The 20223-nt window shown below is 63.8% G+C and carries 25 protein-coding genes; 12 read left to right on the top strand and 13 right to left on the bottom strand.

What is annotated here, in order from left to right:
* Nucleotides 1-19 precede the first annotated feature (19 nt).
* The gene (locus tag K408_RS0107790; RefSeq protein WP_155248321.1) at nucleotides 20-520 is read left to right on the top strand and encodes a hypothetical protein; all 501 of its coding nucleotides are present in this window, start codon (nucleotides 20-22) and stop codon (nucleotides 518-520) included.
* Between the two features lies 1 nt (nucleotide 521).
* On the opposite strand, the gene K408_RS0107795 is transcribed toward K408_RS0107790, so the two are convergent.
* Nucleotides 522-1343: a tetratricopeptide repeat protein gene (locus K408_RS0107795; RefSeq protein ID WP_024338048.1), complete on the bottom strand. Its 822-nt coding sequence runs from the start codon at nucleotides 1341-1343 to the stop codon at nucleotides 522-524.
* Between the two features lie 174 nt (nucleotides 1344-1517).
* A complete protein-coding gene (locus tag K408_RS0107800) occupies nucleotides 1518-2552 on the bottom strand; it encodes a glutamine synthetase beta-grasp domain-containing protein (protein ID WP_024338049.1) in 1035 nt (344 codons plus the stop codon).
* A 539-nt stretch (nucleotides 2553-3091) separates the two neighbouring features.
* On the opposite strand from K408_RS0107800, the gene K408_RS0107805 reads away from it, so the two are divergent.
* The gene (locus K408_RS0107805; RefSeq protein ID WP_024338050.1) at nucleotides 3092-3295 is read left to right on the top strand and encodes a DUF2735 domain-containing protein; all 204 of its coding nucleotides are present in this window, start codon (nucleotides 3092-3094) and stop codon (nucleotides 3293-3295) included.
* A 113-nt stretch (nucleotides 3296-3408) separates the two neighbouring features.
* Here the strand turns inward: K408_RS0107805 and K408_RS0107810 are convergent, their stop codons facing one another.
* Entirely contained in the window at nucleotides 3409-3720 is a 312-nt protein-coding gene (locus K408_RS0107810) for an MliC family protein (protein WP_024338051.1), read from the bottom strand.
* 68 nt (nucleotides 3721-3788) lie between these two features.
* Between K408_RS0107810 and K408_RS0107815 the strand changes: the two genes are divergently transcribed.
* The 4 genes from K408_RS0107815 to K408_RS0107830 all read left to right on the top strand — a co-directional run bounded on the left by K408_RS0107815 (nucleotide 3789) and on the right by K408_RS0107830 (nucleotide 6410).
* Nucleotides 3789-4532 carry a tyrosine-protein phosphatase gene (locus K408_RS0107815; protein WP_024338052.1) on the top strand — a complete coding sequence of 248 codons (744 nt, stop codon included), beginning with the start codon at nucleotides 3789-3791 and terminating at the stop codon, nucleotides 4530-4532.
* Between the two features lie 21 nt (nucleotides 4533-4553).
* Nucleotides 4554-5234: an SDR family oxidoreductase gene (locus tag K408_RS0107820; protein WP_024338053.1), complete on the top strand. Its 681-nt coding sequence runs from the start codon at nucleotides 4554-4556 to the stop codon at nucleotides 5232-5234.
* 89 nt (nucleotides 5235-5323) lie between these two features.
* Nucleotides 5324-6010: a DUF2161 domain-containing phosphodiesterase gene (locus K408_RS0107825; protein ID WP_024338054.1), complete on the top strand. Its 687-nt coding sequence runs from the start codon at nucleotides 5324-5326 to the stop codon at nucleotides 6008-6010.
* 94 nt (nucleotides 6011-6104) lie between these two features.
* Nucleotides 6105-6410 (top strand): hypothetical protein, encoded by a 306-nt coding sequence (locus tag K408_RS0107830; RefSeq protein WP_024338055.1) that lies wholly within the window; start codon nucleotides 6105-6107, stop codon nucleotides 6408-6410.
* 78 nt (nucleotides 6411-6488) lie between these two features.
* On the opposite strand, the gene K408_RS0107835 is transcribed toward K408_RS0107830, so the two are convergent.
* The 7 genes from K408_RS0107835 to K408_RS0107865 all read right to left on the bottom strand — a co-directional run bounded on the left by K408_RS0107835 (nucleotide 6489) and on the right by K408_RS0107865 (nucleotide 13027).
* On the bottom strand, nucleotides 6489-7094 hold the full coding sequence (locus tag K408_RS0107835) for a GNAT family N-acetyltransferase (RefSeq protein ID WP_024338056.1): 606 nt from the start codon (nucleotides 7092-7094) through the stop codon (nucleotides 6489-6491).
* 152 nt (nucleotides 7095-7246) lie between these two features.
* On the bottom strand, nucleotides 7247-7645 hold the full coding sequence (locus tag K408_RS0107840) for a PaaI family thioesterase (protein ID WP_024338057.1): 399 nt from the start codon (nucleotides 7643-7645) through the stop codon (nucleotides 7247-7249).
* 160 nt (nucleotides 7646-7805) lie between these two features.
* Complete coding sequence (kynU, locus tag K408_RS0107845) at nucleotides 7806-9008, bottom strand: kynureninase (protein WP_024338058.1); 1203 nt, start codon at nucleotides 9006-9008, stop codon at nucleotides 7806-7808.
* Nucleotides 9009-9015: 7 nt separating this feature from the next.
* A complete protein-coding gene (gene kynA / locus K408_RS0107850) occupies nucleotides 9016-9855 on the bottom strand; it encodes a tryptophan 2,3-dioxygenase (protein ID WP_024338059.1) in 840 nt (279 codons plus the stop codon).
* Between the two features lie 31 nt (nucleotides 9856-9886).
* Nucleotides 9887-10696, bottom strand: a complete 810-nt coding sequence (locus tag K408_RS0107855; protein WP_024338060.1) for a hormone-sensitive lipase — start codon at nucleotides 10694-10696, stop codon at nucleotides 9887-9889.
* Nucleotides 10697-10970: 274 nt separating this feature from the next.
* On the bottom strand, nucleotides 10971-12248 hold the full coding sequence (locus K408_RS0107860; RefSeq protein WP_024338061.1) for an ArgE/DapE family deacylase: 1278 nt from the start codon (nucleotides 12246-12248) through the stop codon (nucleotides 10971-10973).
* 53 nt (nucleotides 12249-12301) lie between these two features.
* The gene (locus K408_RS0107865; RefSeq protein ID WP_024338062.1) at nucleotides 12302-13027 is read right to left on the bottom strand and encodes a pyridoxamine 5'-phosphate oxidase family protein; all 726 of its coding nucleotides are present in this window, start codon (nucleotides 13025-13027) and stop codon (nucleotides 12302-12304) included.
* A 74-nt stretch (nucleotides 13028-13101) separates the two neighbouring features.
* On the opposite strand from K408_RS0107865, the gene pdxR reads away from it, so the two are divergent.
* On the top strand, nucleotides 13102-14568 hold the full coding sequence (gene pdxR / locus K408_RS0107870) for a MocR-like pyridoxine biosynthesis transcription factor PdxR (protein ID WP_024338063.1): 1467 nt from the start codon (nucleotides 13102-13104) through the stop codon (nucleotides 14566-14568).
* A 67-nt stretch (nucleotides 14569-14635) separates the two neighbouring features.
* Entirely contained in the window at nucleotides 14636-14881 is a 246-nt protein-coding gene (locus K408_RS0107875) for a DUF6719 family protein (protein ID WP_024338064.1), read from the top strand.
* A gap of 12 nt (nucleotides 14882-14893) precedes the next feature.
* On the opposite strand, the gene K408_RS0107880 is transcribed toward K408_RS0107875, so the two are convergent.
* A complete protein-coding gene (locus tag K408_RS0107880; protein WP_024338065.1) occupies nucleotides 14894-15256 on the bottom strand; it encodes a hypothetical protein in 363 nt (120 codons plus the stop codon).
* Nucleotides 15257-15289: 33 nt separating this feature from the next.
* Nucleotides 15290-15448, bottom strand: coding sequence for a hypothetical protein (locus tag K408_RS42665; RefSeq protein ID WP_196232357.1), 159 nt, complete (start codon nucleotides 15446-15448; stop codon nucleotides 15290-15292).
* Between the two features lie 405 nt (nucleotides 15449-15853).
* Between K408_RS42665 and K408_RS0107890 the strand changes: the two genes are divergently transcribed.
* The gene (locus tag K408_RS0107890) at nucleotides 15854-16048 is read left to right on the top strand and encodes a hypothetical protein (protein ID WP_028145830.1); all 195 of its coding nucleotides are present in this window, start codon (nucleotides 15854-15856) and stop codon (nucleotides 16046-16048) included.
* Nucleotides 16049-16084: 36 nt separating this feature from the next.
* On the opposite strand, the gene K408_RS0107895 is transcribed toward K408_RS0107890, so the two are convergent.
* The gene (locus K408_RS0107895) at nucleotides 16085-16633 is read right to left on the bottom strand and encodes a CreA family protein (RefSeq protein ID WP_024338067.1); all 549 of its coding nucleotides are present in this window, start codon (nucleotides 16631-16633) and stop codon (nucleotides 16085-16087) included.
* 208 nt (nucleotides 16634-16841) lie between these two features.
* On the opposite strand from K408_RS0107895, the gene K408_RS0107900 reads away from it, so the two are divergent.
* From K408_RS0107900 to K408_RS0107910, 3 genes are all read left to right on the top strand, one after another.
* Nucleotides 16842-18377 (top strand): L,D-transpeptidase, encoded by a 1536-nt coding sequence (locus tag K408_RS0107900; RefSeq protein WP_024338068.1) that lies wholly within the window; start codon nucleotides 16842-16844, stop codon nucleotides 18375-18377.
* 89 nt (nucleotides 18378-18466) lie between these two features.
* Entirely contained in the window at nucleotides 18467-19036 is a 570-nt protein-coding gene (locus tag K408_RS0107905) for a glutathione peroxidase (RefSeq protein WP_024338069.1), read from the top strand.
* 160 nt (nucleotides 19037-19196) lie between these two features.
* Nucleotides 19197-20222 carry a polysaccharide deacetylase family protein gene (locus tag K408_RS0107910; protein ID WP_024338070.1) on the top strand — a complete coding sequence of 342 codons (1026 nt, stop codon included), beginning with the start codon at nucleotides 19197-19199 and terminating at the stop codon, nucleotides 20220-20222.
* Nucleotide 20223 lies beyond the last annotated feature (1 nt).

The raw sequence follows: 20223 nt of genomic DNA on the forward strand, positions 1-20223 counted from the left end.
GACCCCGGACGCAGTCGGCATGACGCTTGAACCGGCTTCCTCCAAGGCACGACCAAGCGGCATGAATGCGACACCGCAAGCAGCCGATGACGAGCTCAGCGCGATCATCTCCAGCGCCGCAAGGCAGCCGCTGCTCGATGCGGCGTACGAGCTCTGGCGCCAGCGCCATCGCCTGGATACGATTGCGGGCCGGCCGACGGCCGAAGAGATCCGTGTCAACCGCACCCTCACCCCTGAGCAGCTCAGCGGCAAGTACCGCCATGATCGCGACCACGCCCATGAAGGGCCGATGTTCGGCTATGTGAAGCGTGCCCATCCGCGCGCCGACGACCGGGCGATCCGGCAGGCCATCATGACCGCCGTCAAGTTCGAGGATGAATACAACAAGCAATTCGACTGGAACGGCGATTTCTGGAATTGCGTGGTGCGCGCTGTGGCGCAGGCCGGGCGAAAATATCCGGACTATCTCGAGACCACCTACCGCGACGCCCGCAACGATCTTGCCTACTACATGAAGTGAGCTAGAAGCATAGCGTGGTGACGAGCTTGCCCTGCTTGTCCTTGATCGCATAGGGGCAACGAATGCGCTCCAGCGCCTTCCTGGCGTCCTCGTCGCCGAGCGCGGCGGCGCGCTCGTAGTACGCCTTCGCCGCTTGCTTGTCTTTCGCACCGCCGCGGCCTTCCTGTGCGAATGCGCCCATCCTCTCCAACGCGCCGGGATGGTTTTGTGCCGCCGCCTTCTCGAACAGCGCACGCGCGGCGGCATCGTCCCTGGCGCCGCCCGAGCCTTCGGACAGCATCAGGCCAAGCTGGTACTGCGCTTCCGCATTGGTCTCGGCTGCCTTGCCGAGCAGCGCGCGCGCCTGGGCAGGGTCGGCCGGCGCGGCGCCACCTGCGCCGCCGAGCGCGGCGAGATTGCTGACGCCGCGAGGGTTGCCGGACTGCGCCGCCTTCTCGAACAGCCTTCGCGCTTGCCCTTCGTCCTTGGCAATGCCGGAGCCGGTGGCGTAGGCGACGCCGAGCTCGACCATGGCCGCACTCGATCCCTTCTCGGCAGCCTTGCGCCAGGCCGCAATCGCCTCGCCGGTCTGCCGGTTGGCCGCATAGGCTCGGCCGAGCGCGAACATGGCGCGGCGCGCTGACGGCGCGGCCTGCTTGCAGAACTTGATGGCGGTGGCGACGTCTGACGGCGCGATTTCCGTCACGCCCTTCACGTCCGCCGGTTTGTCGGGATCGCTGGGATCGGCGGCAATGCGGTCGCACAGGACGAGGTCGGCCGATTGCGCATGCGCCATCACGGGCACGGCCAGCGCGAAAATCATCGCGAGGAGATTGGTTCGCATAGTCGTTACGTTGCGTCCCCGCCCCGGCAAGTTCAAGGCTCAAGTCTCGACCAGCAACGCAGACACGAGCGTCAGAGGAACGAGCATCATCACGATGCAAAAATCCGCCGGAGCTTTCGCTCCGGCGGATTGAGACCAACCCGGGCCAGCCCCCCAGCCCGGGCCGGGAGGATCTTAGGCGGCGGCCTTCTTGTCGGTCGGCACGGACGCGATCGTCTTCAGGATCTGCGAAGCGATCTGGTAGGGGTCGCCCTGCGAGTTCGGACGGCGGTCTTCCAGATAGCCCTTGTAGCCGTTGTTGACGAACGAGTGCGGAACGCGGATCGAAGCACCGCGGTCGGCCACGCCGTAGCTGAACTTGTTCCAGGGCGCGGTCTCGTGCTTGCCGGTCAGGCGCTTGTCGTTGTCCGGGCCGTAGACGGCGATGTGGTCCATCAGGTTCTTCTCGAAGGCAGCCATCAGCGACTCGAAATACTCCTTGCCGCCGACCTCGCGCATATAGGCAGTCGAGAAGTTGGCATGCATGCCGGAGCCGTTCCAGTCGGTGTCGCCGAGCGGCTTGCAGTGGAATTCGATGTCGATGCCGTACTTCTCGGTCAGGCGCAGCATCAGGTAGCGGGCCATCCACATCTGGTCAGCAGCGGTCTTGGAGCCCTTGCCGAAGATCTGGAATTCCCACTGGCCCTTGGCGACTTCCGCGTTGATGCCTTCATGATTGATGCCGGCAGCCAGGCAGAGGTCCAGATGCTCTTCGACGATCTTGCGGGCGATGTCGCCGACGAACTTGTAGCCGACGCCGGTGTAGTACGGGCCCTGCGGCGCCGGATAGCCGTATTCCGGGAAGCCGAGCGGACGGCCGTCCTTGTAGAAGAAGTATTCCTGCTCGAAGCCGAACCAGGCGCCGGGATCGTCGAGAATGGTGGCGCGCTTGTTGGACGGATGCGGGGTCTTGCCGTCGGGCATCATGACTTCGCACATCACCAGCACACCGTTGGTGCGCGCGCCATCCGGGAACACCGCGACCGGCTTCAGCACGCAATCGGAGCTGTGACCTTCGGCCTGCATGGTGGAGGAGCCATCGAAGCCCCAGAGCGGAAGCTGCTCGAGCGTCGGGAACGACGCGAATTCCTTGATCTGAGTTTTGCCGCGCAAATTCGGAGTCGGCGTATATCCGTCGAGCCAGATGTACTCGAGCTTATACTTGGTCATTGAGCCTCTCTGTAGATGATGCGAAAGGTTGGGGGCCCGGGAGGCCCCCGCACGTTTTGTACCCGGCCATCATCGGCCGGGCCTTCCCAAGCATTTGTCGTGCCAAAAGGACGCAGGGCGAGAGGTTTTCCGCGGAGCGGGTCTCTCCGTGCCACCGACGAGGCCCCACCTTGACTGTGCGTCATAGCCGCGCACCCTCGCGTGATGCTGCACGGCGGAATGGCGGGGAAAACGCCCGTTTCTCAAGCAGTGGACGGGCACTTTGAGGCTGCCGACCAAACGCGCATCAACGGCCGGCAATTTTCGCAAAGGCTGACACCCCTGCCCAGCAACCTTTGGAACGGCCTACGCGTTAGCCTTCGAGACGCTGCCTCGGGAGATGCAGCAGGCCGCCTGCCTACAAAATAAGCGGCAACTGATCTCCTTTTCAGCACTTTCCAATTCGGGAAGCGCGGCCGATATGGGGACTCCAGTAACCACAATCGAACGAGTCGGGCGCACCATGGAGGCCAAGGCGCTTCGACCAAGGAGAAATCGCAATGATGAACAATGGTCTAAGTCACGGATCTGCGAAGATCTATCAATTCCCCGCCGGGGGCCGCGCGGCTCTCGCCGGACGCCGCTATGGCGACACCCGCCTTCCTGCCGATCACGCTTCGCCGCCTTCGAACGTCTCGATTTGCAGCGACAGCTGGTATCATCAGGATGCAGTCGACGAAGCCAAGCCGAAATGGGACCGCTGATGCCTTTACTCGGTTTGAAAGCGCCGCACCCTCGCCGTCACGCGGTGGCAGTTCGAAAAGGACCGAAACAACGGAGTTTCGGTCCTTTTTGATTCCGGCGCGAACCACATCATTCAGATCACCGCGCAGGCCGTAACCGGGCGCTTCAGGTGCTTCACCGTCGTGGGCCCGGCCTTGGGAATCCTCAATGTGACCCCAGCCCCCGAATAGCGTATCCCCGAAACCGCCGGTCTCCTGGCCAGCGTGACCGGCTCACCGTCGATCTGGAGGAAGGCGCGCCTGTCGCCGTCATAAAGCCCGATAATGAACTGCGTACCATCGACACAGCGATAGGTCTGGAACGTCTGTGCGTCGGCCCGCCGTGCTGCCAGGATTCCGGCCACCAGCATGGTGACGACCAAAACAATGGCCTTGTGTCGGTCCATGTTCGCCCTCTCTAATGGACTCAAGGATGCCGTAGCGCATCCATGGAACCATAACCCAACCTGATCTCATGTCAGACTCTCCTGCCCGTCATCTTGCCCTGCAAGGCGCCAGCAATTTTCGCGATCTGGGCGGTTATCCGACCACCGACGGCCGCATCACGCGTTGGCGGCACATCTTCCGCTCCAATCATCTCGGCCAGCTCACCGCTGCCGACATCGAGATCGTCCGCGCACTGGGCGTCAGAAGCGCATTCGATTTTCGCGGGCTGGAAGAGCGCGCGGCCGGGCTCTGCGCCCTGAACGAGATCATGGTGCATCCGCTTCCGATCGAGCCGACCGTGGTGGCCGCGCTACGCACCGAACTCGCCCGGGGCAAGCTCACGGCGCCGGTGGCGCTGGAGCTCATGCGCGAGTCCTATCGCAACTATGTTCGCCACAACACGCACTGCTTTCGCGCGCTGTTCGGCCATCTGCTGGAAGACCGCGCGCCGCTGGTGATTCACTGCACCGCCGGGAAGGACCGGACCGGCTTCGCCAGCGCGCTGATCCTGCATGCGCTCGGCGTGCCCGATGACGTCATTGCCGAGGACTACCTCTTGACCAAACGGCACTACAGGCGCGACGTGTCAACCGCCTCGGATCTTCCCGCCGATGTTCTCGAGGCCATCGGCAGCGTCGATGCCTCCTATCTTGCTGCGGCTTTCGAAGCCGTCGGCCATGAATATGGCGATCTCGAAACCTATCTGCGCGATGGGCTCAAGCTCGGCGCGGCAGAGCGAAGCGCGCTAAAGGCTCGCTATCTGCAATCATAGGCGGCCGCGCCGGAGAACGACATGCAAGACAGAGTCCTGATAGTTACAGGCGCACGCGGCGCGCTCGGCAAGGTGGTCGTCGAGATCGCACAATCACGCGGCGCGCGCGTGGCCGGCATCGATCATGCACCGTCGCAAGAGTCCGCAACGCTTGAGGGCATCGAGATCGGCGGCATCGATCTGTCCGACGCGGCTCAAGCGAAAACTGCGGTCGATGCGGCGGCAAGGCATTTCGGCCGGCTCGATGCGCTGATCAACGTCGCCGGCGGCTTCGCTTTCGAGACTGTTGGCGACGGCGACATCAAGACCTGGCAACGCATGTACGCGCTGAATGTCCTGACTGCACTCAACACTTCACGCGCGGCGCTGCCGCATCTCGCCGCATCCAAGGCTGGCCGGATCGTCAACATCGGCGCAACGGGCGCGCTCCAGGCCGGCAGCGGCATGGGTCCCTACGCGGCGTCGAAAGCCGGCGTGCATCGCCTCACCGAAGCGCTTGCCGACGAGTGGAAGGGCAAGGTCACGGTCAACGCCGTGCTGCCTTCGATCATCGACACCCCGGCCAACCGCGCCGACATGCCGAAAGCCGACTTCTCCAAATGGGTGACGCCGCAGGAGCTCGCCGAAGTCATCCTGTTCCTCGCCAGCGCCGCCGCGAGCGGCGTCACAGGCGCCCTGATCCCCGTCGGCGGACGAGTCTGATCACGCACTGTCTGGTTGCTGGCCCGATTCAATCGGAGCCGAGAAGGCACTAGACTGGCCAACAACTGATTCTCCGACTCGGAACGACCTTGGAAACCGCGCTCTATCTGCCCGTCAAACGCTTCCTTGAGGAGCTCGGCTTTACGGTCAAGGGCGAGATCGGCGGCTGCGATCTCGTCGGGCTCAGCGCGGGCGATCCTCCGGTCGTTGTGATCGGCGAGCTAAAGCTTGCCTTCAATCTCGAACTGATCCTGCAGGCGGTCGATCGCGCGCCGGCCGGCGACGAAGTCTGGATCGCAGCCAAGATGTCAGCGCGTGGCAAGGGACGCGAGAACGATGCGCGCTACCGCAATCTCTGCCGTCGTCTCGGCTTCGGCATGCTGGGAGTGACCGATCGCGGCCAGGTCGAGGTGCTGGTCAAGCCGCCGACCGCGGCACCGCGGCGCGAGCCGAAGGTGCGCTCGCGGCTCGTCGCCGAGCATCAGCGGCGCCAGGGCGATCCGGTGCTCGGCGGCAGCACCCGCGCACCGATCATGACGGCGTATCGGCAGCAGGCATTGGCCTGTGCATCCGCGCTCGCCGAGGGCCCGAAGCCCGTGCGCGAACTGCGCGAACGCTGTCCCGACGCCGGAAAGATCTTGCTCAACAATGTGTATGGCTGGTTCGACCGCACCGAGCGGGGAATCTACGGACTCACCGAAGCCGGACACGCGGCTCTGAAACGTTGGCCCCAGCAGCGGGTTGGGGCTAATGCCGGTCCGGCGACACTGCCGTGACGCCGGCCAATGCATAGCTGAGATGCCACACCGATTTCATATTGCAATGCAGCATTCTCGGCACTAGGTATCCCGGCATCACGATGAGGCCGTTATGAGCGCAGACTGGAACACCAAATATGGCACGCGGCGTGTCCGCCACGATCCGCCCACCTTGGACGAGGCAATCTTCGCCGCGGTCGGCATCACCGACGATCAGGCGCAGCAGGCCGAGATCGCCGCAGCCTTGATGGGAATGCCGCTCGACGTCGTCCAGGCCGAAGTGAAGAAGCAGGCTCGAACCAACAGCCGCCTCACCGCAACCCGCGTGATCGCCGGCGAGCAAGGCGCGCAGCGCTCCGTGGTCGTCGAGCGCCGCGTCGTCCGCCGTTTCGGCAACGACAAGCGCACCGGGACCTGAGCGTTTATTTCATACCCGGAATACGAAAGCGGACCGGCCTTGCCGGTCCGCTTGTGATTCCTGCCCGTTGTTTTCGGGCTATGCGGCGCGATTGCCGTACATGCTGGAGATCAGCTTCCAGCAAGTGCTGTTGAAGCTCAGGAGAGCACGCCCGGTCGTGAACGGCGAGGCTGCGAGATCGGCGAGCTCTGCCTCGGGCGTCTTGACGAGGTCGATCGTACCGGTCGACTCCCCGTGGCGGAAAGCCAGATGCGCGCCGAACTTCCGGGCGAGCGCCCGCATCGCGTGATTCTCGGCGCCCGTGGTGATCCGCAGCTGCTTGTAGCCTTTCCAGCGCGCCTCCGCGATCAGGCGACGGAACAGCACGGTGCCGACACCCTGGCGACGCGCGGAGGCTTCCACGCTGAAGGCGACTTCAGGCAAGCAATCACCTTCCGGCGGGTGCAGTTCGGCCGCGCCACGCACGACCCCATCGACGATATAGGCAACGATGACGGTGCCGTCCTCAGCGCAGCGGGCAGCGTAGCGCTCGATGAAGCTGTCATCGAGAAAGCCGTTGAAACGGTCGTGTCGGCTGGCGGCATCGAGCCTCAGCAAATGATCGCGCAGGAGCGGTAATTCTTCCTGCTGAATCAGGGTCCGCACATAGCCGGGAGCCGTGCGGACGGTATCTTCAAGTACCACGTCAGAACTCCTCTTGGTGTCCCTCGAGGAGGCGTTCGAATCCCTAGGCCCCCTATATTGTGCATCGCAGCATACTTTGCAAGACGAGGACCTGCCCAAGTTTGAGGCATGGAAAACGACCAATTCGTTAACAAAATCAGAGTCCCGTAGTCTTACAGGACGAGCTGAGTCTGGGTGACCACGGCAACGAGCTTGCCGTCTTCGGTCTCCAGCCGCGTGGTCCAGACCTGGGTCCGTCGTCCCCGATGGACCGGCGTTGCCGTGGCAATGACCGTGGTTCCCTCCTTCGCCCCACCGATGAAATTGGTCTTGCTCTCCAGCGTTGTCGTGCCCTTGGCATCTTCGGGCAGATTGATCACGGTAGCAGCCGCGCCAACGGAATCGGCCAGCGCCATCACCGCCCCGCCATGGATGGTGTGGTGAAGTGTGCAGAGATCAGGCCGAACCGTCATCCGCGCCACCACGCGATCCTTTCCGGCCTCGATGAACTCGACGCCCTTGAACTCGGCGAACGGCATCTTCATCGCTTTAAGTTTCTCGAGCGGCGTCATCATATCTCCTCCCAATTCGTTGTTCTCGCAGCGTGAATTGCTTGACGCGGCAAAGCAATGACCTCGGAGGTAATGGCCGTGCTGACATAGGCCCGCTGCGCCGACAGTCTCGTGTCCCGGACGCGCAGCGTTGCTGCGCCGCGTTCGGGCACAGCAGAGCTCACGTCACCGCATTCACGACCTGATATTCTGGCCGCCGCCACACCTCGTCCACGATCACCTCCTCGATGATCTCCGCGGCCCGCACAATCTCGATCTCACCTATGTAGAGCGGCGTAATCCCGAACCTCATGATGTCAGGCGCGCGGAAATCGCCGATGACCCCGCGGGCGATCAAGGCCTGCATCGCTGCGTAGCCGGCCTCAAAGGCAAAGGAGACTTGCGAGCCGCGATGCTCATGTGCCCGCGGGGTGACGAGCTTGAGCTGCGGGCAGCGGCGCTCGACTTCACTGATGAGGAGATCGCCCAGCGCCAGCGAACGCGCGCGGACCTCGGCGATATCGACACGGTCCCATACGTCCAGTGAGGCTTCCAGCGCCGCCATCGCCAGCACCGGCGGCGTGCCGACGCGCATCCGTTCGACGCCGCCGGCGGCCGCATAGGCGAGCTCGAACGCAAACGGCTTCGCGTGGCCCATCCACCCCGACAGCGCAGCACGGGCGCTCTCGGCATGCCGCGGCGAGACGTAGAGGAAAGCCGGCGCACCGGGACCGGCATTGAGATATTTGTACGTGCAGCCGGCGGCGAAATCGACGGCGCAGCCGGAGAGATCGACCGGCAGCGCACCCGCGGAATGGGCGAGATCCCAGACCGTGACGATCCCGAGCGCATGCGCTTTCGCGCTGAGCTTCGCCATGTCGTGGCGGCGTCCGGTGCGGTAGTCGACCTCGGTGATGTAGAGCACTGCAATCTCCTCCGACAGCGCAGCCTCAATCGCCTCCGGAGCCACCAGGCGCAATTGATGCCCGCGCCCGAGCGTCGCGATCAAACCCTCGGCCATGTAGAGGTCGGTCGGGAAATTGCCGGTGTCGGAGAGGACGACCCCGCGCGAAGCATTCATGTCGAGCCCGGCGGCGAGCGCCTGATAGACCTTGAGCGAGAGCGTGTCTCCGACCATCACCGAACCGGCTGCAGCCCCGATCAGCCGCGCGATCCGGTCGCCGAGATGACGGGGTTGGGCGTACCAGCCTGCGGTGTTCCAGGCGCGGATCAGCTCGTTCCCCCACTCGGCCGTGATGACGCGGTTGACGCGCTCGGCAACTCCGAGAGGCAGCGCGCCAAGCGAGTTGCCGTCGAGATAGATCACGCCGTCAGGCAGATGGAATAACGCCCTGGTGTCGTCGTAGACGCGAAGCCTGGCCATGACATCCCTACAGAATCGTCCGCACGCGCCAGAGCTCGGGAAACAGCTCGACCTCCAGCATACGCTTGAGATAGCTGACGCCCCCCGTGCCGCCGGTGCCGCGCTTGAACCCGATGACGCGCTCGACCGTGGTCACATGATTGAAGCGCCAGCGGCGGAAATAGTCTTCGAAATCGACCAGCTTCTCGGCCAGTTCGTAGAGCATCCAGTGCGTCTCCGGCGCCTCGTAGACGATGCGCCAGGCCTGCAGCACGCCTTCGTTGAAGCTGTGGGTCTCGCGAACATCGCGCGCCAGCACCGCCGCAGGCATCCTGAGCCCGTTCCGGTCGGCCAGGCGCAACACCTCGTCATAGAGGCTTGGCGTCGCAAGTTCGGCTTGGAGCAGCTTCGTCGTCTCCGCATCGTGCGCATGCGGCTTCAGCATGGCGTGATTGCGGTTGCCGAGCAGAAATTCGATCAGCCGGTATTGGGTCGACTGGAAGCCTGAGGACTGCCCGAGCTGCGAGCGGAAGCGGGTATATTCGCTGGGCGTCATCGTGCGAAGCACGTCCCATGCCGCGTTGAGCTGTTCGAAGATGCGCGACATCCGCGCCAGCATCTTCATCGCGGGTTGCACCTCATCTCGCGAGATCGCTCGGCGCGCTGCGCTGAGCTCGTGAATGGCAAGGCGCATCCACAGCTCCGTGGTCTGATGCTGGATGATGAACAGCATCTCGTCATGTGCTTCCGAGAGCGGATGCTGCGCGCCGAGGATCGCATCCAGCGCCAGATAATCGCCATAGGACATCCGCCGGGCGAAATCGGTCTCGGCGCCTTCGCTCGTGGGATCGTAATTGCTGGACGTCATGACGGGTGCCTTTCGATCCATGTTCCCCGCTTCAGTCAAGGCCGATCAGGCGGGCTGTGATTGCCGACGACGCATCCTTCAGTCCGTCGACCACGGTAAAATGGTTCAGCCCTGGATCGATAACGAGGCGGGTGGGTACGTCGAAGCCGGTCCAGATATTGGCCATCAGATCCGACTGGCGAATGAATTCGGGCCGTTCGCCGCCGCCGACCCAGGCGGTCAGGGGCGAATGCCCGCGCGGCAGATGCAGCGCCGCGCTTTCCAGCGTCGCCTCCTCCATCGTCATGCGTAACGTCTCGTTCATCCTGGTCTTGAGCAGCGGACGCAGATCGTGCAGGCCGCTGATCGAAAGCGTGCCGGCAATGCGATTGTAGACGGCGGGCTCCAGCCGGCTGTCGTCGCACAGCATGCGCGTGACGAGATGGCCGCCCGCGGAATGTCCCGCGAGCCGGATCGGCCCTGGTATGAGCGCTGCCGCTTTGGTGATTGCCGCGGCGATCTCTGCAGTGATATCGGAGATGCGTGCGGCCGGAGTCAGCGTGTAGCTCGGCAGCGCCACCGTCCAGCCGTGATGCCGCGCGCCTCCGGCGAGATCGGTCCAGGCCGATTTGTCGAAGCGCATCCAGTAGCCGCCATGCACGAAGACGACGAGGCCCTTGCTGTCGCCATCGGGCAGGATCAGATCGAGCTTCTGGCGCTCGCCGGCGCCATAGGCGATGTCGGAGCGAAATTCCTTCAGCCCCGCGCGGTAGGCCGCCGCCCGCTCCGCCCAGAGTGCCGGCAGCTTGTCCGAGCCCGGGACGTGGGCCGAATTGGCATAAGCATCGTCCCAATCGCGCATTGTGACTCCACCGTCTCGTCCAGCGATCGGGCGCCAGTCTGCCACCGGTCAGGGCAGCATCCTAGTCTTTATTTTAAGCTTAAAGGATTAGCGAAGCCGGTGGATGGGCAGCGAGAAGCGCCCCTCCCGTTTGGTTGGCGGCGGTGCGAGAGCGCCTTGCCCACCTACTATCATCCGTCATCGCGAGCGCAGCGAAGCAATCCAGAACCTATCCAGGGCGGCAGTCTGGATTGCCTCGTTGCAAGAAGTCCTCGCAATGACGGTGGAGAGACGCCTATGCCTTCTCCACCCCGCACCACTCGGCAATGAACAGGGCCATCGCCTTGGTCGTCTTCCTCAGTGATTCCAGGTCGACGAATTCGTTGAAGCCGTGCATCTCGCCGCCGCTGGCACCGAAGCACAGGCTCGGAATGCCGTGGTTGAGGCCGTAGAAGCGCGTGTCGGTGAGCGCGGTGAAGACGAGATCCTCGACCGCACCGCCATAGACGGCGTTGAAGGCCTTGCCGAACGCGGCTTCCGGCGCGGCGGCGTCGGACAGTTCGTAGCCTTCCGACAGGAAGCCGGACCATTCGATCTCCGGCGGATTGTTGGCGAGGAAGCGGTGGTTACGCGCTGCAGCAGCGACACAAGCCGTGATCTCCTTCTGGTGATCGGCGATCGACCAGCCCGGCAATACGGCAATGCGGCAATCGACGTCGCACCAAGCGGGGACGCTCGAGGCCCAGTCGCCGCCCTTGATGATGCCGGGATTGAAGTTGATGGGATGGTTGAGCGTCTTGAAGTGACGATCGGCCTTGGCCCGCTCGTTCCATTCGATCTCGAGCTTTTGCAGCGCCTGCATCAGGTGATACGCCGCCATGATCGCGTTCGCGCCGGAGCCTGCGAAGGCCACGTGGGTTGGATGCCCCTTCACGCGCAGGCGAAACCAGATCACGCCGACCTGCGAGCGCACCATCTTGCCGCCTGTCGGCTCCGGAATGAAGCAGGCGTCTGCGCGATAGCCGCGCTGAAGCGTCGAGAGTGCACCGACCCCGGTGCTCTCCTCCTCGATCACCGACTGAAAATGAATCCGTGCCGTCGGCCTCAAACCCGCGGCCTTGATCGCGTCCAGGGCGTAGAGCGCACCGATCGTGCCTGACTTCATGTCGCAAGCGCCGCGGCCGAACAGCTTGCCGTCCTTGATGACCGGCGAGAATGGCGGCGTGTCCCACAGTTCCAGCGGGCCCGCCGGCACCACGTCACAGTGCCCCTGGAGGATCAGCGATTTGCCGGCATTGGTTTGTGGACGGTAAGTACCCACCACAGAACGCGCCTTCGAAAAGTCGTGCTCGATCGGACCGAAGCCGCGCAGATCCTTCAGATCGTCGACGTTGATGTGCCAATCGTCGACCTCGTAGCCGCGTTCGCGAAGGAGGTCGCCGATCATGTCCTGGCAGGGCCCCTCAGCCCCGCGGGTCGAAGGGATCGCGACGAAATCGCGGGTGGTTGCAAGCTGAGCTTCGAAGCCGCTATCGACGGCGTCAAGAATCCTCTGCTGCGTTTCGGCATTCATCAGGCAACTCCAATCGGCATTCGGATCATCGATGCCGCGCAACCTACTCGATTTCAGCCGTTCGGGTACTCCACAAAATAAGCATCCCGCAATGCATCTTCGAGCAGCCGGCCTTCCCTATAGCCATTCAGCGTCGCAGGCCGGCTGACGCCGTCGAGCAGGCGCGGGCACGGCTCCGGGGGGCCGAGCACGGTGCGGACCGGGATGCGCTCGGCGTAGATGGGCAACGCATAGTCCTCGTCGTCGTCAGCTACACCCTTGGCGCGGATCTTGGCCGAGGCCTCCTCGATCTCCATCGCGATAAAGGACGTTGCCTTGATCTCCTGCGTGGTGCTCTGGCGCAGACTCGCCGTGCGGCCCGGGAAAAAGCGGTCAACCATCGCGATCACCGCGCGGTCCTTCTCCTCGGGATCAGTGACGAGATAGGCAGTACCGAATGCCATGACCGCGCGGTAATCGGCGGAGTGGTTGAAGCCGCAGCGCGCCAGGACGAGGCTGTCGAGATGAGCGACCGTCAGGCAGACGCGCTCGCCCTTGCTCTGGTTGCGCAACATCCGGCTGGCGCTCGATCCGTGCCAGTAGAGCCTGGTGCCCTCGCGCCAGAAGAAGGTCGGCGTGCAGTAGGGCTGTCCATCGATGACGTAGGAAACGTGGCAGAGCATCGAGGAGTCCAGGATGCGATGAACCGTCTCATGATCGTAGAAGCCGCGATCGTGCCGGCGCTTCACTTGGTTGCGCGCCGATGTCGGATAGGAATCTGAGGTCTCGGTCTGGCTCACGGCCGCTCCTGTTCGGATTGGAAGAACTGCAAGGAGTTGTAGCCGCGTATTTGGTCTGCGATAGTTCCAATTCCATGCAAAAAATTCCAACCAATTCCCCCTCGCCTGGCAAGGCGGAGCTGCCCCTCGACCTCACGGGGCCGCACATCACTGCGGGTGCTTCCGCAGCGCACCGTCTGTACCAGGCCCTATGCGAGATGATCGTCTCCGGTCTCGTGAAGCCCGGCGAGGCGCTGCCGCCATCGCGGACGCTGGCCAGGCAGACCGGGTTTCGGCGCAATGCCGTCGTCACCGCCTATGAGCGCCTGATCGCCGACGGCTTTGCCGACGCAACCGTCGGTTCCGGAACGTTCGTGGCCGCACGCATTCCCGCGAGGGCGGCAGAAGCGAATAGGCCGAAGGTCGTTGTCGAAACGCCGAGGCAGGGCGCGTTCGCGCTTGGCTGCACCCATATCGACGAGCGCGCTCTGCAGCGCTTTCGGGCCTTCGTCGGCCGCCGCATGCGCGCGTTCGGGTCCGAGCACCTGCATTACGGCGACCCGCGCGGCAGTCGGGAGCTGCGCGCTGCGATCGCCGACCATCTGTTGTCAGCGCGAGGCCTGCGCTGCGATCCCGATCAGATCATGCTGACATCGGGCACGCTGCACGCGTTGCGCATCGTTTTGAGCGGAATCCTGAAATCCAACGACCAGGTCTGGTGTGAGGATCCCGGCTATCCCGCCGCTCGCAACACCATCGCGCATTGCGGCTACCGCGCGGTGCCCGTTCCCGTCGACGAGCATGGGATGCGTGTCGCCCGAGGCCGTATCGCGGCGCCAGCCGCGCGCGCGGCATACGTCACACCTTCGCACCAGTTTCCGCTTGGCATGCAGATGTCGATGCCCCGGCGGCTCGAGCTTCTGGAGTGGGCGAGGCAAACCGGCGCATTTGTGATCGAGGACGATTACGACAGCGAGTTCCGCTATGACGGCGCGCCGCTCATGTCGCTCGCGGGCATCGATCGCCTCCAGCGCGTGATCTACCTGGGCACGTTTGCCAAGACGCTGTTTCCGGGCCTGCGCATCGGCTATTGCGCCCTGCCCGAACGCCTGGTCGCAGTGGTAACGGCAGCGCGCGCCGCACTCGACCGCTTTCCCGGCACACTGATGGAAGGCGCGGTGGCGGACATGCTCAATTCCGGCGCATTCGCCGCAAATCTTCGGCGCGTGCGCAAAATCTATCGCGAGGCGCGCGATGTGCTCGCCCAGACGCTGGAAGTCGCATCCGATGGCGCACTTTCGGTGCCGGTGCCCTCACAGGGCCTGCATCTTGTCGCCCGGTTCGATCCTTCGGTCGCCCTGTCGGTGCCAGCGCAGGCCAAGCGTGCGGCCAACGCAGAAGGCTGGCTCTTGGCCGACACCTATTCGCGCGCGCCCCCGCTGCCTGGCTTCGTGCTGGGATTTTCCGGCCATGCGGTTCCACAGCTCGTCGCCTCAGCCGAACGACTGGCCCGCGAATCGCGAACTGCCTTGCGTCGCGGCAGATCCGCCCACCGGGGGTAGCAAACGTTCACTATGAGAATCGGCTGCGGCTGCCTACAGTGCAGGCTCGATGTCGGGATTTCTCACCATGCTGTTGGGCCGTGCGGTCTGCCTCTCGCTCCTGATCGCCACGACGCCGGTCGTGACGGCAGACGCAGCTACGGTCGGACGCGAGCAGGATATCGGCGATCTCAAGCTGGGCCAGCGCGTGCAAGTGGATGATGGAACCTGCCCCGCCGGTCAGGTCAAGGAAGTGCGCGGCGCCAGGATGACCGACAAGGGGGTGGCGCGGACCAGCACTTGCGTGCCGCGCTACGGCCCCAAATCGAAATGACGAGCTGAAGCGCTACTTTGCCGGATCGAACATGCACTGCAAGGTCGGCTTGGCGATCTTGGTGAAGGTCGGGCCGATCTCGCTCTGCTTGGAGGCCGGCACCCAATCGGTCTCAATGGTGGGCACGCCCGTCTCGCTGATGCCGCGCAACAGTGCTTCACGCAGATCGCGGTCCTCGACGGCCGCGGCGGCGTGATCGTGCAGGCAGCCGCAGACCTCCTCCGGATGTTCCCAGCGCCCGAGCATGTGCGGGGCGCATTGGCGCACGAATTCGCCGCGTGGATCGGGAAGCCTGGAGGGTGCGCGCGCTTGCGCTTGAACGGAACCGATCGTCAGCAGAAACACGAAGGCTGCGGCGCAGAGACGTAGCAACATGATTGCCTTTGCCAGCTGTTTTCTCGCGCGCGGTCAGGAGCGCGCGGCGACCATGACCTGCTTCGCGGTCGCGGCCGGCGAGCCGCTGTACTGGAAGGTGCCGATTCCGGGGAGATTGCCGTCGGGCGTCCCCGCCAACGACGGGCCGGCGAGCACAAAACCGAGGGCCAGGATGAAGCTGAGCGCGCGCATGATCGTGTGTCCCAATTCAGTGGCGTCGGTACGCCGTCGTCGTTGTGAAGCTGATAACCATGGGCGGTTTCCTGGATGATGCGCCAAAAGCTGAAAATGGTTTCGTCTTGGTGAGAATTGTTTCGTCCGTCGCTGGACAACGAAGCAATTCTCAGAAAAAGCCAGTCATTTCAGAGGGGGCGAGCTGCAGGTCAAAGTGGTCTGCCAGGTTCCGGCTCAGTTGCCGGAGACGTACGACGCAGACCCGTCATGCCCTCGCCTTGAACGCTTCACACGCATTTTACGTTTCTCTGCTGAAAGGAGCGGCAAACGGGGGCTGGACTCCATCGAACCGGCGGTGGTTCGGCAGCGACCCAAGCCATCGGAACCAAGACGCCCGGAACACCGGGCGCATTCACGTGAGGGATGGCCACCATGATGGCGGGAAATCGCGCAACGCCGCGCGATGCGGATCCGGGGACGGACCGCGGGGATCAACCACCCATTCGCGGCAGCGCCGGCGAAATGGCGCTGCAATCAAGCCGGGGCTTCGAGGCCGCACCGCAGATGTTCGTGCGTCTGACCGGTTCGCATCTCGCGAGGCTGCGCGATCGGGACTGAGCGAGCGCAAGGCGCCGCAGGAGCGACGCCAACGCATTACTGCGTGAAGAACTCGCCGCACTTCTGCACGTTCACGTCCGCCGTCCCCCATGGCATAATCGGTACCGTCGAGGTCGAGTTCTTGGGCGATCCTTCGATCAGCCTGTCCGAATAGACCATGTAAACCAGCACGTTGCGCTTGGCGTCGCAGCCGCGTACGATCTGCATCTTCTTGAAGAACAGCGAGCGGCGTCGACGGAACATGTCGTCGCCCTGCTCCATCTTGTTCTTGAACTTGATCGGGCCGATCTGGCGGCAGGCGAGCGAGATGTCGGAGACCTCCTCGGCAAGGCCGAGCCAACCCTTGAAGCCGCCCTTCTCCGGCACCGTGAAATGGCAGGCGACGCCCTCGACCTCGGGATCGTCGATACCGTAGGTCGCAAGCTTGTCGTTCGGGCTCATCCATTTGAACACGGTGGAGCGGCGGAAGATCAGATCGGGCTCATCGGCTGCAGATGCCGACGCCATTGGCGCGGTCAGGGCAAGGAGGAATAAAGCAAGACCTTTCAGACGGATGCCGGAAAGAATGCGGAAACGAGATGACATGAAGTTCTCCGGTAACAAGTCCCCGCAATGTAGGAACGCAAGCGACGATCAGGAAGGTGACGGACCGCGAGAGGCAGCCGCCGTTTACCGCTCCGTGAGGCTTTTTTGCTACGCCTTGGATAAAAGTGACGGACGGCAGAACCGCCCTGCTGGTGAACGCGTATTCCCTTCGCGAGACTAACGTCTGATTTGGATTATGGATTCGAGGATGAACAGCGTGAGCGGGTCGGATTCTTCTGCCAAGCAGGGGCGGCTGTGGCAGATCGCCATTGTGACGGCGGCGGGTGTGATCGGCGCGACCAGCCACGCAGACGCAGCGTATTATTATTGGACGGACTATTCCGACGGGTCCTATTACGCTCGACCGGATCGCTATCCCGAGATACCGCGACAGAAGCCGCAAAAGCGCGGCACGGCAAGCAAGAAGGAAAGCATCGTCGAGAAGGAAGCCGGCACCAAGCCGCAAGGACCGCTCATCATCGTGGTCTCGATCGACCGGCAGAAGGTTACGGTCTACGACCGCAACGGCATGTTCGCGGAATCACCGGTGTCGACCGGCATGAAGGGCCATTCGACGCCGATGGGTGTGTTCAGCGTCATTCAGAAGCATAAATTCCACCGCTCCAATCTCTATAGCGGCGCGCCGATGCCGTACATGCAGCGGATCACCTGGTCCGGCGTCGCCATGCATGCCGGCGCACTGCCAGGCTATCCGGCCTCGCATGGCTGCATCCGGATGCCGATGTCGTTCGCGATGAAGATGTGGAACTGGACCCGGATGGGTGCGCGCGTGATCGTGGCGCCTGGCCAGATGTCGCCGCAAAGCTTCTCCCACCCCTTGCTCGCCTCCGTGCGCGTGCCGCCGCAGCCGACGGTGAGCCTCGAGCCGCAGACCAACGGCGACAAGATCGAGAAGACCGTCGCCGAAAGCAGGCCCGTGGAGACCAAGACCGCCAGCGCCGACAGCGTGCTCGATCTTCGCTCGTCCGTCGGCCTTGTCGTCATGTCGGATGTGACCACGGGCAATACGCCGGCGCGCGAAGCCGCCACGCCGGCCAAGTCGGCCGAGGCACCCGACGCGGCCAAACCCCAGTCGGAAGGCGCGGTGAAGCCCGCCGACGACAAGGTTGAGGCTGTCAAGACCGGGCCGGGCAAGACAGAAGCGGTGGGCGCCGCGACGACGCCCGGTGCACAAGCCACAGCACCGGCGCCCGCGGCCTCGCCCGATGCGAAGACGGACGCGACACGCGTTACTGAACCTGCGCCTGTGTCAAAGCCGGATGCGCCGAAGCGGGCCGGCCAGATCGCGGTCTTCATCAGCCGCAAGGATTCCAAGCTCTATGTGCGGCAGAATTTCGCGCCTCTGTTCGAGGTACCCGTCACGATCGCACCCAGCGACCGGCCGCTCGGCACGCATGTCTTTACCGCGGAGGTCGACAAGGCCGATTCCAATACGCTGCGCTGGTCGGTGGTGTCGCTGCCCGTCTCAGCCCGTTCCGCGGCACGAGCCGATGACAGCCGCCTTGCGCGCCGCCGGCAGGGCGCAGTGATGCCGATTGCCGCCAAGCCCGTAATCGCGCCGGACAGCCCGGCTGACGCCCTTGACCGCATCTCGGTCCCCGCCGACACCATGGCGAAGATCAGCGAGATGCTGACGTCAGGCGGCTCGATCATCGTCGCGGACCAGGGCATCAGCCAGGGCGAGACCGGCGAAGGCACCGATTTCATTGTCCGCCTGTATTAGCCCTTGGTCGTTCCGATAACGCGGTGTTGACGAGGCAGATCGTTACGGCGGAGTAGCATGCCCCTCGGATCATTTCGGGGGACGCCGTCATGATGAATCGCAGGACCATGCTCAGCGCGACGCTTGCAAGCGTGCTCGCGCCGGCAACACGCGCCTTTGCCGATGGCGGCATGAGCCGGGTCTCGGCCTACGCGTTCTCCTTCCCGGCCCTGTCGGGCGACGATATCCGCCTCGCCGCCTTCACCGGCAAGCCGCTGCTGGTGGTGAACACCGCCTCGCTCTGTGGCTACACGCCGCAATATGCCGGCCTTCAGGAACTCTGGGACGAATTTCGCGATCGAGGACTCACCGTGATCGGCGTTCCCTCCAACGATTTCGGCGGACAGGAACCCGGCGGCTCCAACGAGATCACGCAGAAGGCGCATCACCAATATGGCGTTACCTTCCCGGTCACGGCCAAGGCCGTCGTCATTGGAGCGCAAGCACACCCCTTCTACAGATGGGCGGCTGCGGCGCGACCAAAGGACGCCCCGCGGTGGAACTTCCATAAATATCTGATCGGCCGCGATGGCTATATCGCTGACGTCTTTCCGGCAGCAGTGGAACCGCCCGATACGCGAATCAAGACTGCCATTGCCAAGGCACTGGCCGTCAGTTGAGCGGGTGCGCCATCCGGCTGGGCACAATTGTGCCGGCGGATCAAACAGCCGTTGCAATGGCGATGGCCCACCATCTAGGCTAGGATTCGTTTGGCAGGATGGTTCTGCGGCAGGCGAAAAGCCGCGGCGGAACAACGGGATCAATCTCGAGGACAACACCATGCGTGTGGCGGCAGGACTGATTTTGGCAGGCGCAATGTCCATGGCGATGACCGGCGCATCATGGGCGCAGACACCGGCTGCCAAGCAGGCGGGTGCAACGCAGGTCGCACCGGCGGCGATGCCAGTCGCGTCAGCGCCCCCGACAGGCCCGGCAGCCGCTCCCGCGACAGGCGCCGCGCCGACGGGGTTCGTCAATCCGCCCCCGCCCAAGCAGGCGCCGCAGCCGGCCCGCGCAGCCTGCAACACGCCGGGCGCGCTGGGGGTTGCCCGCACCGTCGAGATCGACACCACGGGCGGTCCGGGCTTCGGCTTCGAGCACTTCAAGGAGCTCGACTTCCTGCGCGACAAGGAAGTGGTGCTGACCTTCGACGACGGCCCGTGGCCGCGCAACACCCCCGCAGTCTTGAAGGCGCTCGCGGACGAATGCACCACCGGAATCTTCTTCATCATCGGCAAGCACGCGACCTACGAGCCGGAGATCCTCAAGCAGGTCTACGCAGCCGGCCACACCGTCGGCGCCCATACCTGGTCGCACGCCAACCTCAACAACAAGAAGCTCAACGAAGCGCAGCGCAAGGACGAGATCGAGAAAGGCTTTGCGGCGGTGAAGTGGGCGCTCGGCGGCATTTCGCCCGCGCCGTTCTTCCGCTTCCCGGCGCTGCAGCATCCGCCCGAGATGGTCACGTATCTCGGCAACCGCAATGTTGCGAGCTTCTCCTGCGACATCGACTCGTTCGACTTCAAGGCCTCCAAGCCCGAGAAGATCGTCGAGACCGTGATGAAGAAGCTCGATACCAAGGGCAAGGGCATCATCCTGATGCACGACTTCCAGAAGCACACGGCTGAGGCCCTACCCGAGCTGCTCAAGCGGCTGAAGGCCGGCGGCTACAAGGTGGTGGCGATGCGCGCCAAGTTCCCGGCCTCGACGTTGCCGGAATACGACCAGGAGCTGCTCAAGGACCTCAAGCTGCCGACGGTGAGCCAGCGCCCCGTCAATTCCGTGGTGACGACCGTTTCCGAATAGA

The organism is Bradyrhizobium sp. in8p8, assembly GCF_000426845.1.
GTDB lineage: Bacteria > Pseudomonadota > Alphaproteobacteria > Rhizobiales > Xanthobacteraceae > Bradyrhizobium > Bradyrhizobium japonicum_C.

Bases quoted from the DNA above. Each gene is read 5' to 3' on its own strand.
- K408_RS0107855 (WP_024338060.1), bottom strand. From the start codon at position 10,696: ATGCGCGATTGGGACGATGCTTATGCCAATTCGGCCCACGTCCCGGGC.
- K408_RS0107830 (WP_024338055.1), top strand. From the start codon at position 6,105: ATGAGCGCAGACTGGAACACCAAATATGGCACGCGGCGTGTCCGCCAC.
- kynA (WP_024338059.1), bottom strand. From the start codon at position 9,855: ATGACGTCCAGCAATTACGATCCCACGAGCGAAGGCGCCGAGACCGAT.
- K408_RS0107840 (WP_024338057.1), bottom strand. From the start codon at position 7,645: ATGACGCCGCTCGAGAAACTTAAAGCGATGAAGATGCCGTTCGCCGAG.
- K408_RS0107805 (WP_024338050.1), top strand. From the start codon at position 3,092: ATGATGAACAATGGTCTAAGTCACGGATCTGCGAAGATCTATCAATTC.
- K408_RS0107910 (WP_024338070.1), top strand. From the start codon at position 19,197: ATGCGTGTGGCGGCAGGACTGATTTTGGCAGGCGCAATGTCCATGGCG.
- K408_RS0107900 (WP_024338068.1), top strand. From the start codon at position 16,842: ATGAACAGCGTGAGCGGGTCGGATTCTTCTGCCAAGCAGGGGCGGCTG.
- K408_RS0107820 (WP_024338053.1), top strand. From the start codon at position 4,554: ATGCAAGACAGAGTCCTGATAGTTACAGGCGCACGCGGCGCGCTCGGC.
- K408_RS42665 (WP_196232357.1), bottom strand. From the start codon at position 15,448: ATGCGCGCGCTCAGCTTCATCCTGGCCCTCGGTTTTGTGCTCGCCGGC.
- kynU (WP_024338058.1), bottom strand. From the start codon at position 9,008: ATGGCCAGGCTTCGCGTCTACGACGACACCAGGGCGTTATTCCATCTG.
- K408_RS0107790 (WP_155248321.1), top strand. From the start codon at position 20: ATGACGCTTGAACCGGCTTCCTCCAAGGCACGACCAAGCGGCATGAAT.
- K408_RS0107890 (WP_028145830.1), top strand. From the start codon at position 15,854: ATGGCCACCATGATGGCGGGAAATCGCGCAACGCCGCGCGATGCGGAT.
- K408_RS0107795 (WP_024338048.1), bottom strand. From the start codon at position 1,343: ATGCGAACCAATCTCCTCGCGATGATTTTCGCGCTGGCCGTGCCCGTG.
- K408_RS0107880 (WP_024338065.1), bottom strand. From the start codon at position 15,256: ATGTTGCTACGTCTCTGCGCCGCAGCCTTCGTGTTTCTGCTGACGATC.
- K408_RS0107905 (WP_024338069.1), top strand. From the start codon at position 18,467: ATGATGAATCGCAGGACCATGCTCAGCGCGACGCTTGCAAGCGTGCTC.
- K408_RS0107800 (WP_024338049.1), bottom strand. From the start codon at position 2,552: ATGACCAAGTATAAGCTCGAGTACATCTGGCTCGACGGATATACGCCG.
- K408_RS0107875 (WP_024338064.1), top strand. From the start codon at position 14,636: ATGCTGTTGGGCCGTGCGGTCTGCCTCTCGCTCCTGATCGCCACGACG.
- K408_RS0107895 (WP_024338067.1), bottom strand. From the start codon at position 16,633: ATGTCATCTCGTTTCCGCATTCTTTCCGGCATCCGTCTGAAAGGTCTT.
- K408_RS0107810 (WP_024338051.1), bottom strand. From the start codon at position 3,720: ATGGACCGACACAAGGCCATTGTTTTGGTCGTCACCATGCTGGTGGCC.
- pdxR (WP_024338063.1), top strand. From the start codon at position 13,102: ATGCAAAAAATTCCAACCAATTCCCCCTCGCCTGGCAAGGCGGAGCTG.
- K408_RS0107815 (WP_024338052.1), top strand. From the start codon at position 3,789: ATGTCAGACTCTCCTGCCCGTCATCTTGCCCTGCAAGGCGCCAGCAAT.
- K408_RS0107860 (WP_024338061.1), bottom strand. From the start codon at position 12,248: ATGAATGCCGAAACGCAGCAGAGGATTCTTGACGCCGTCGATAGCGGC.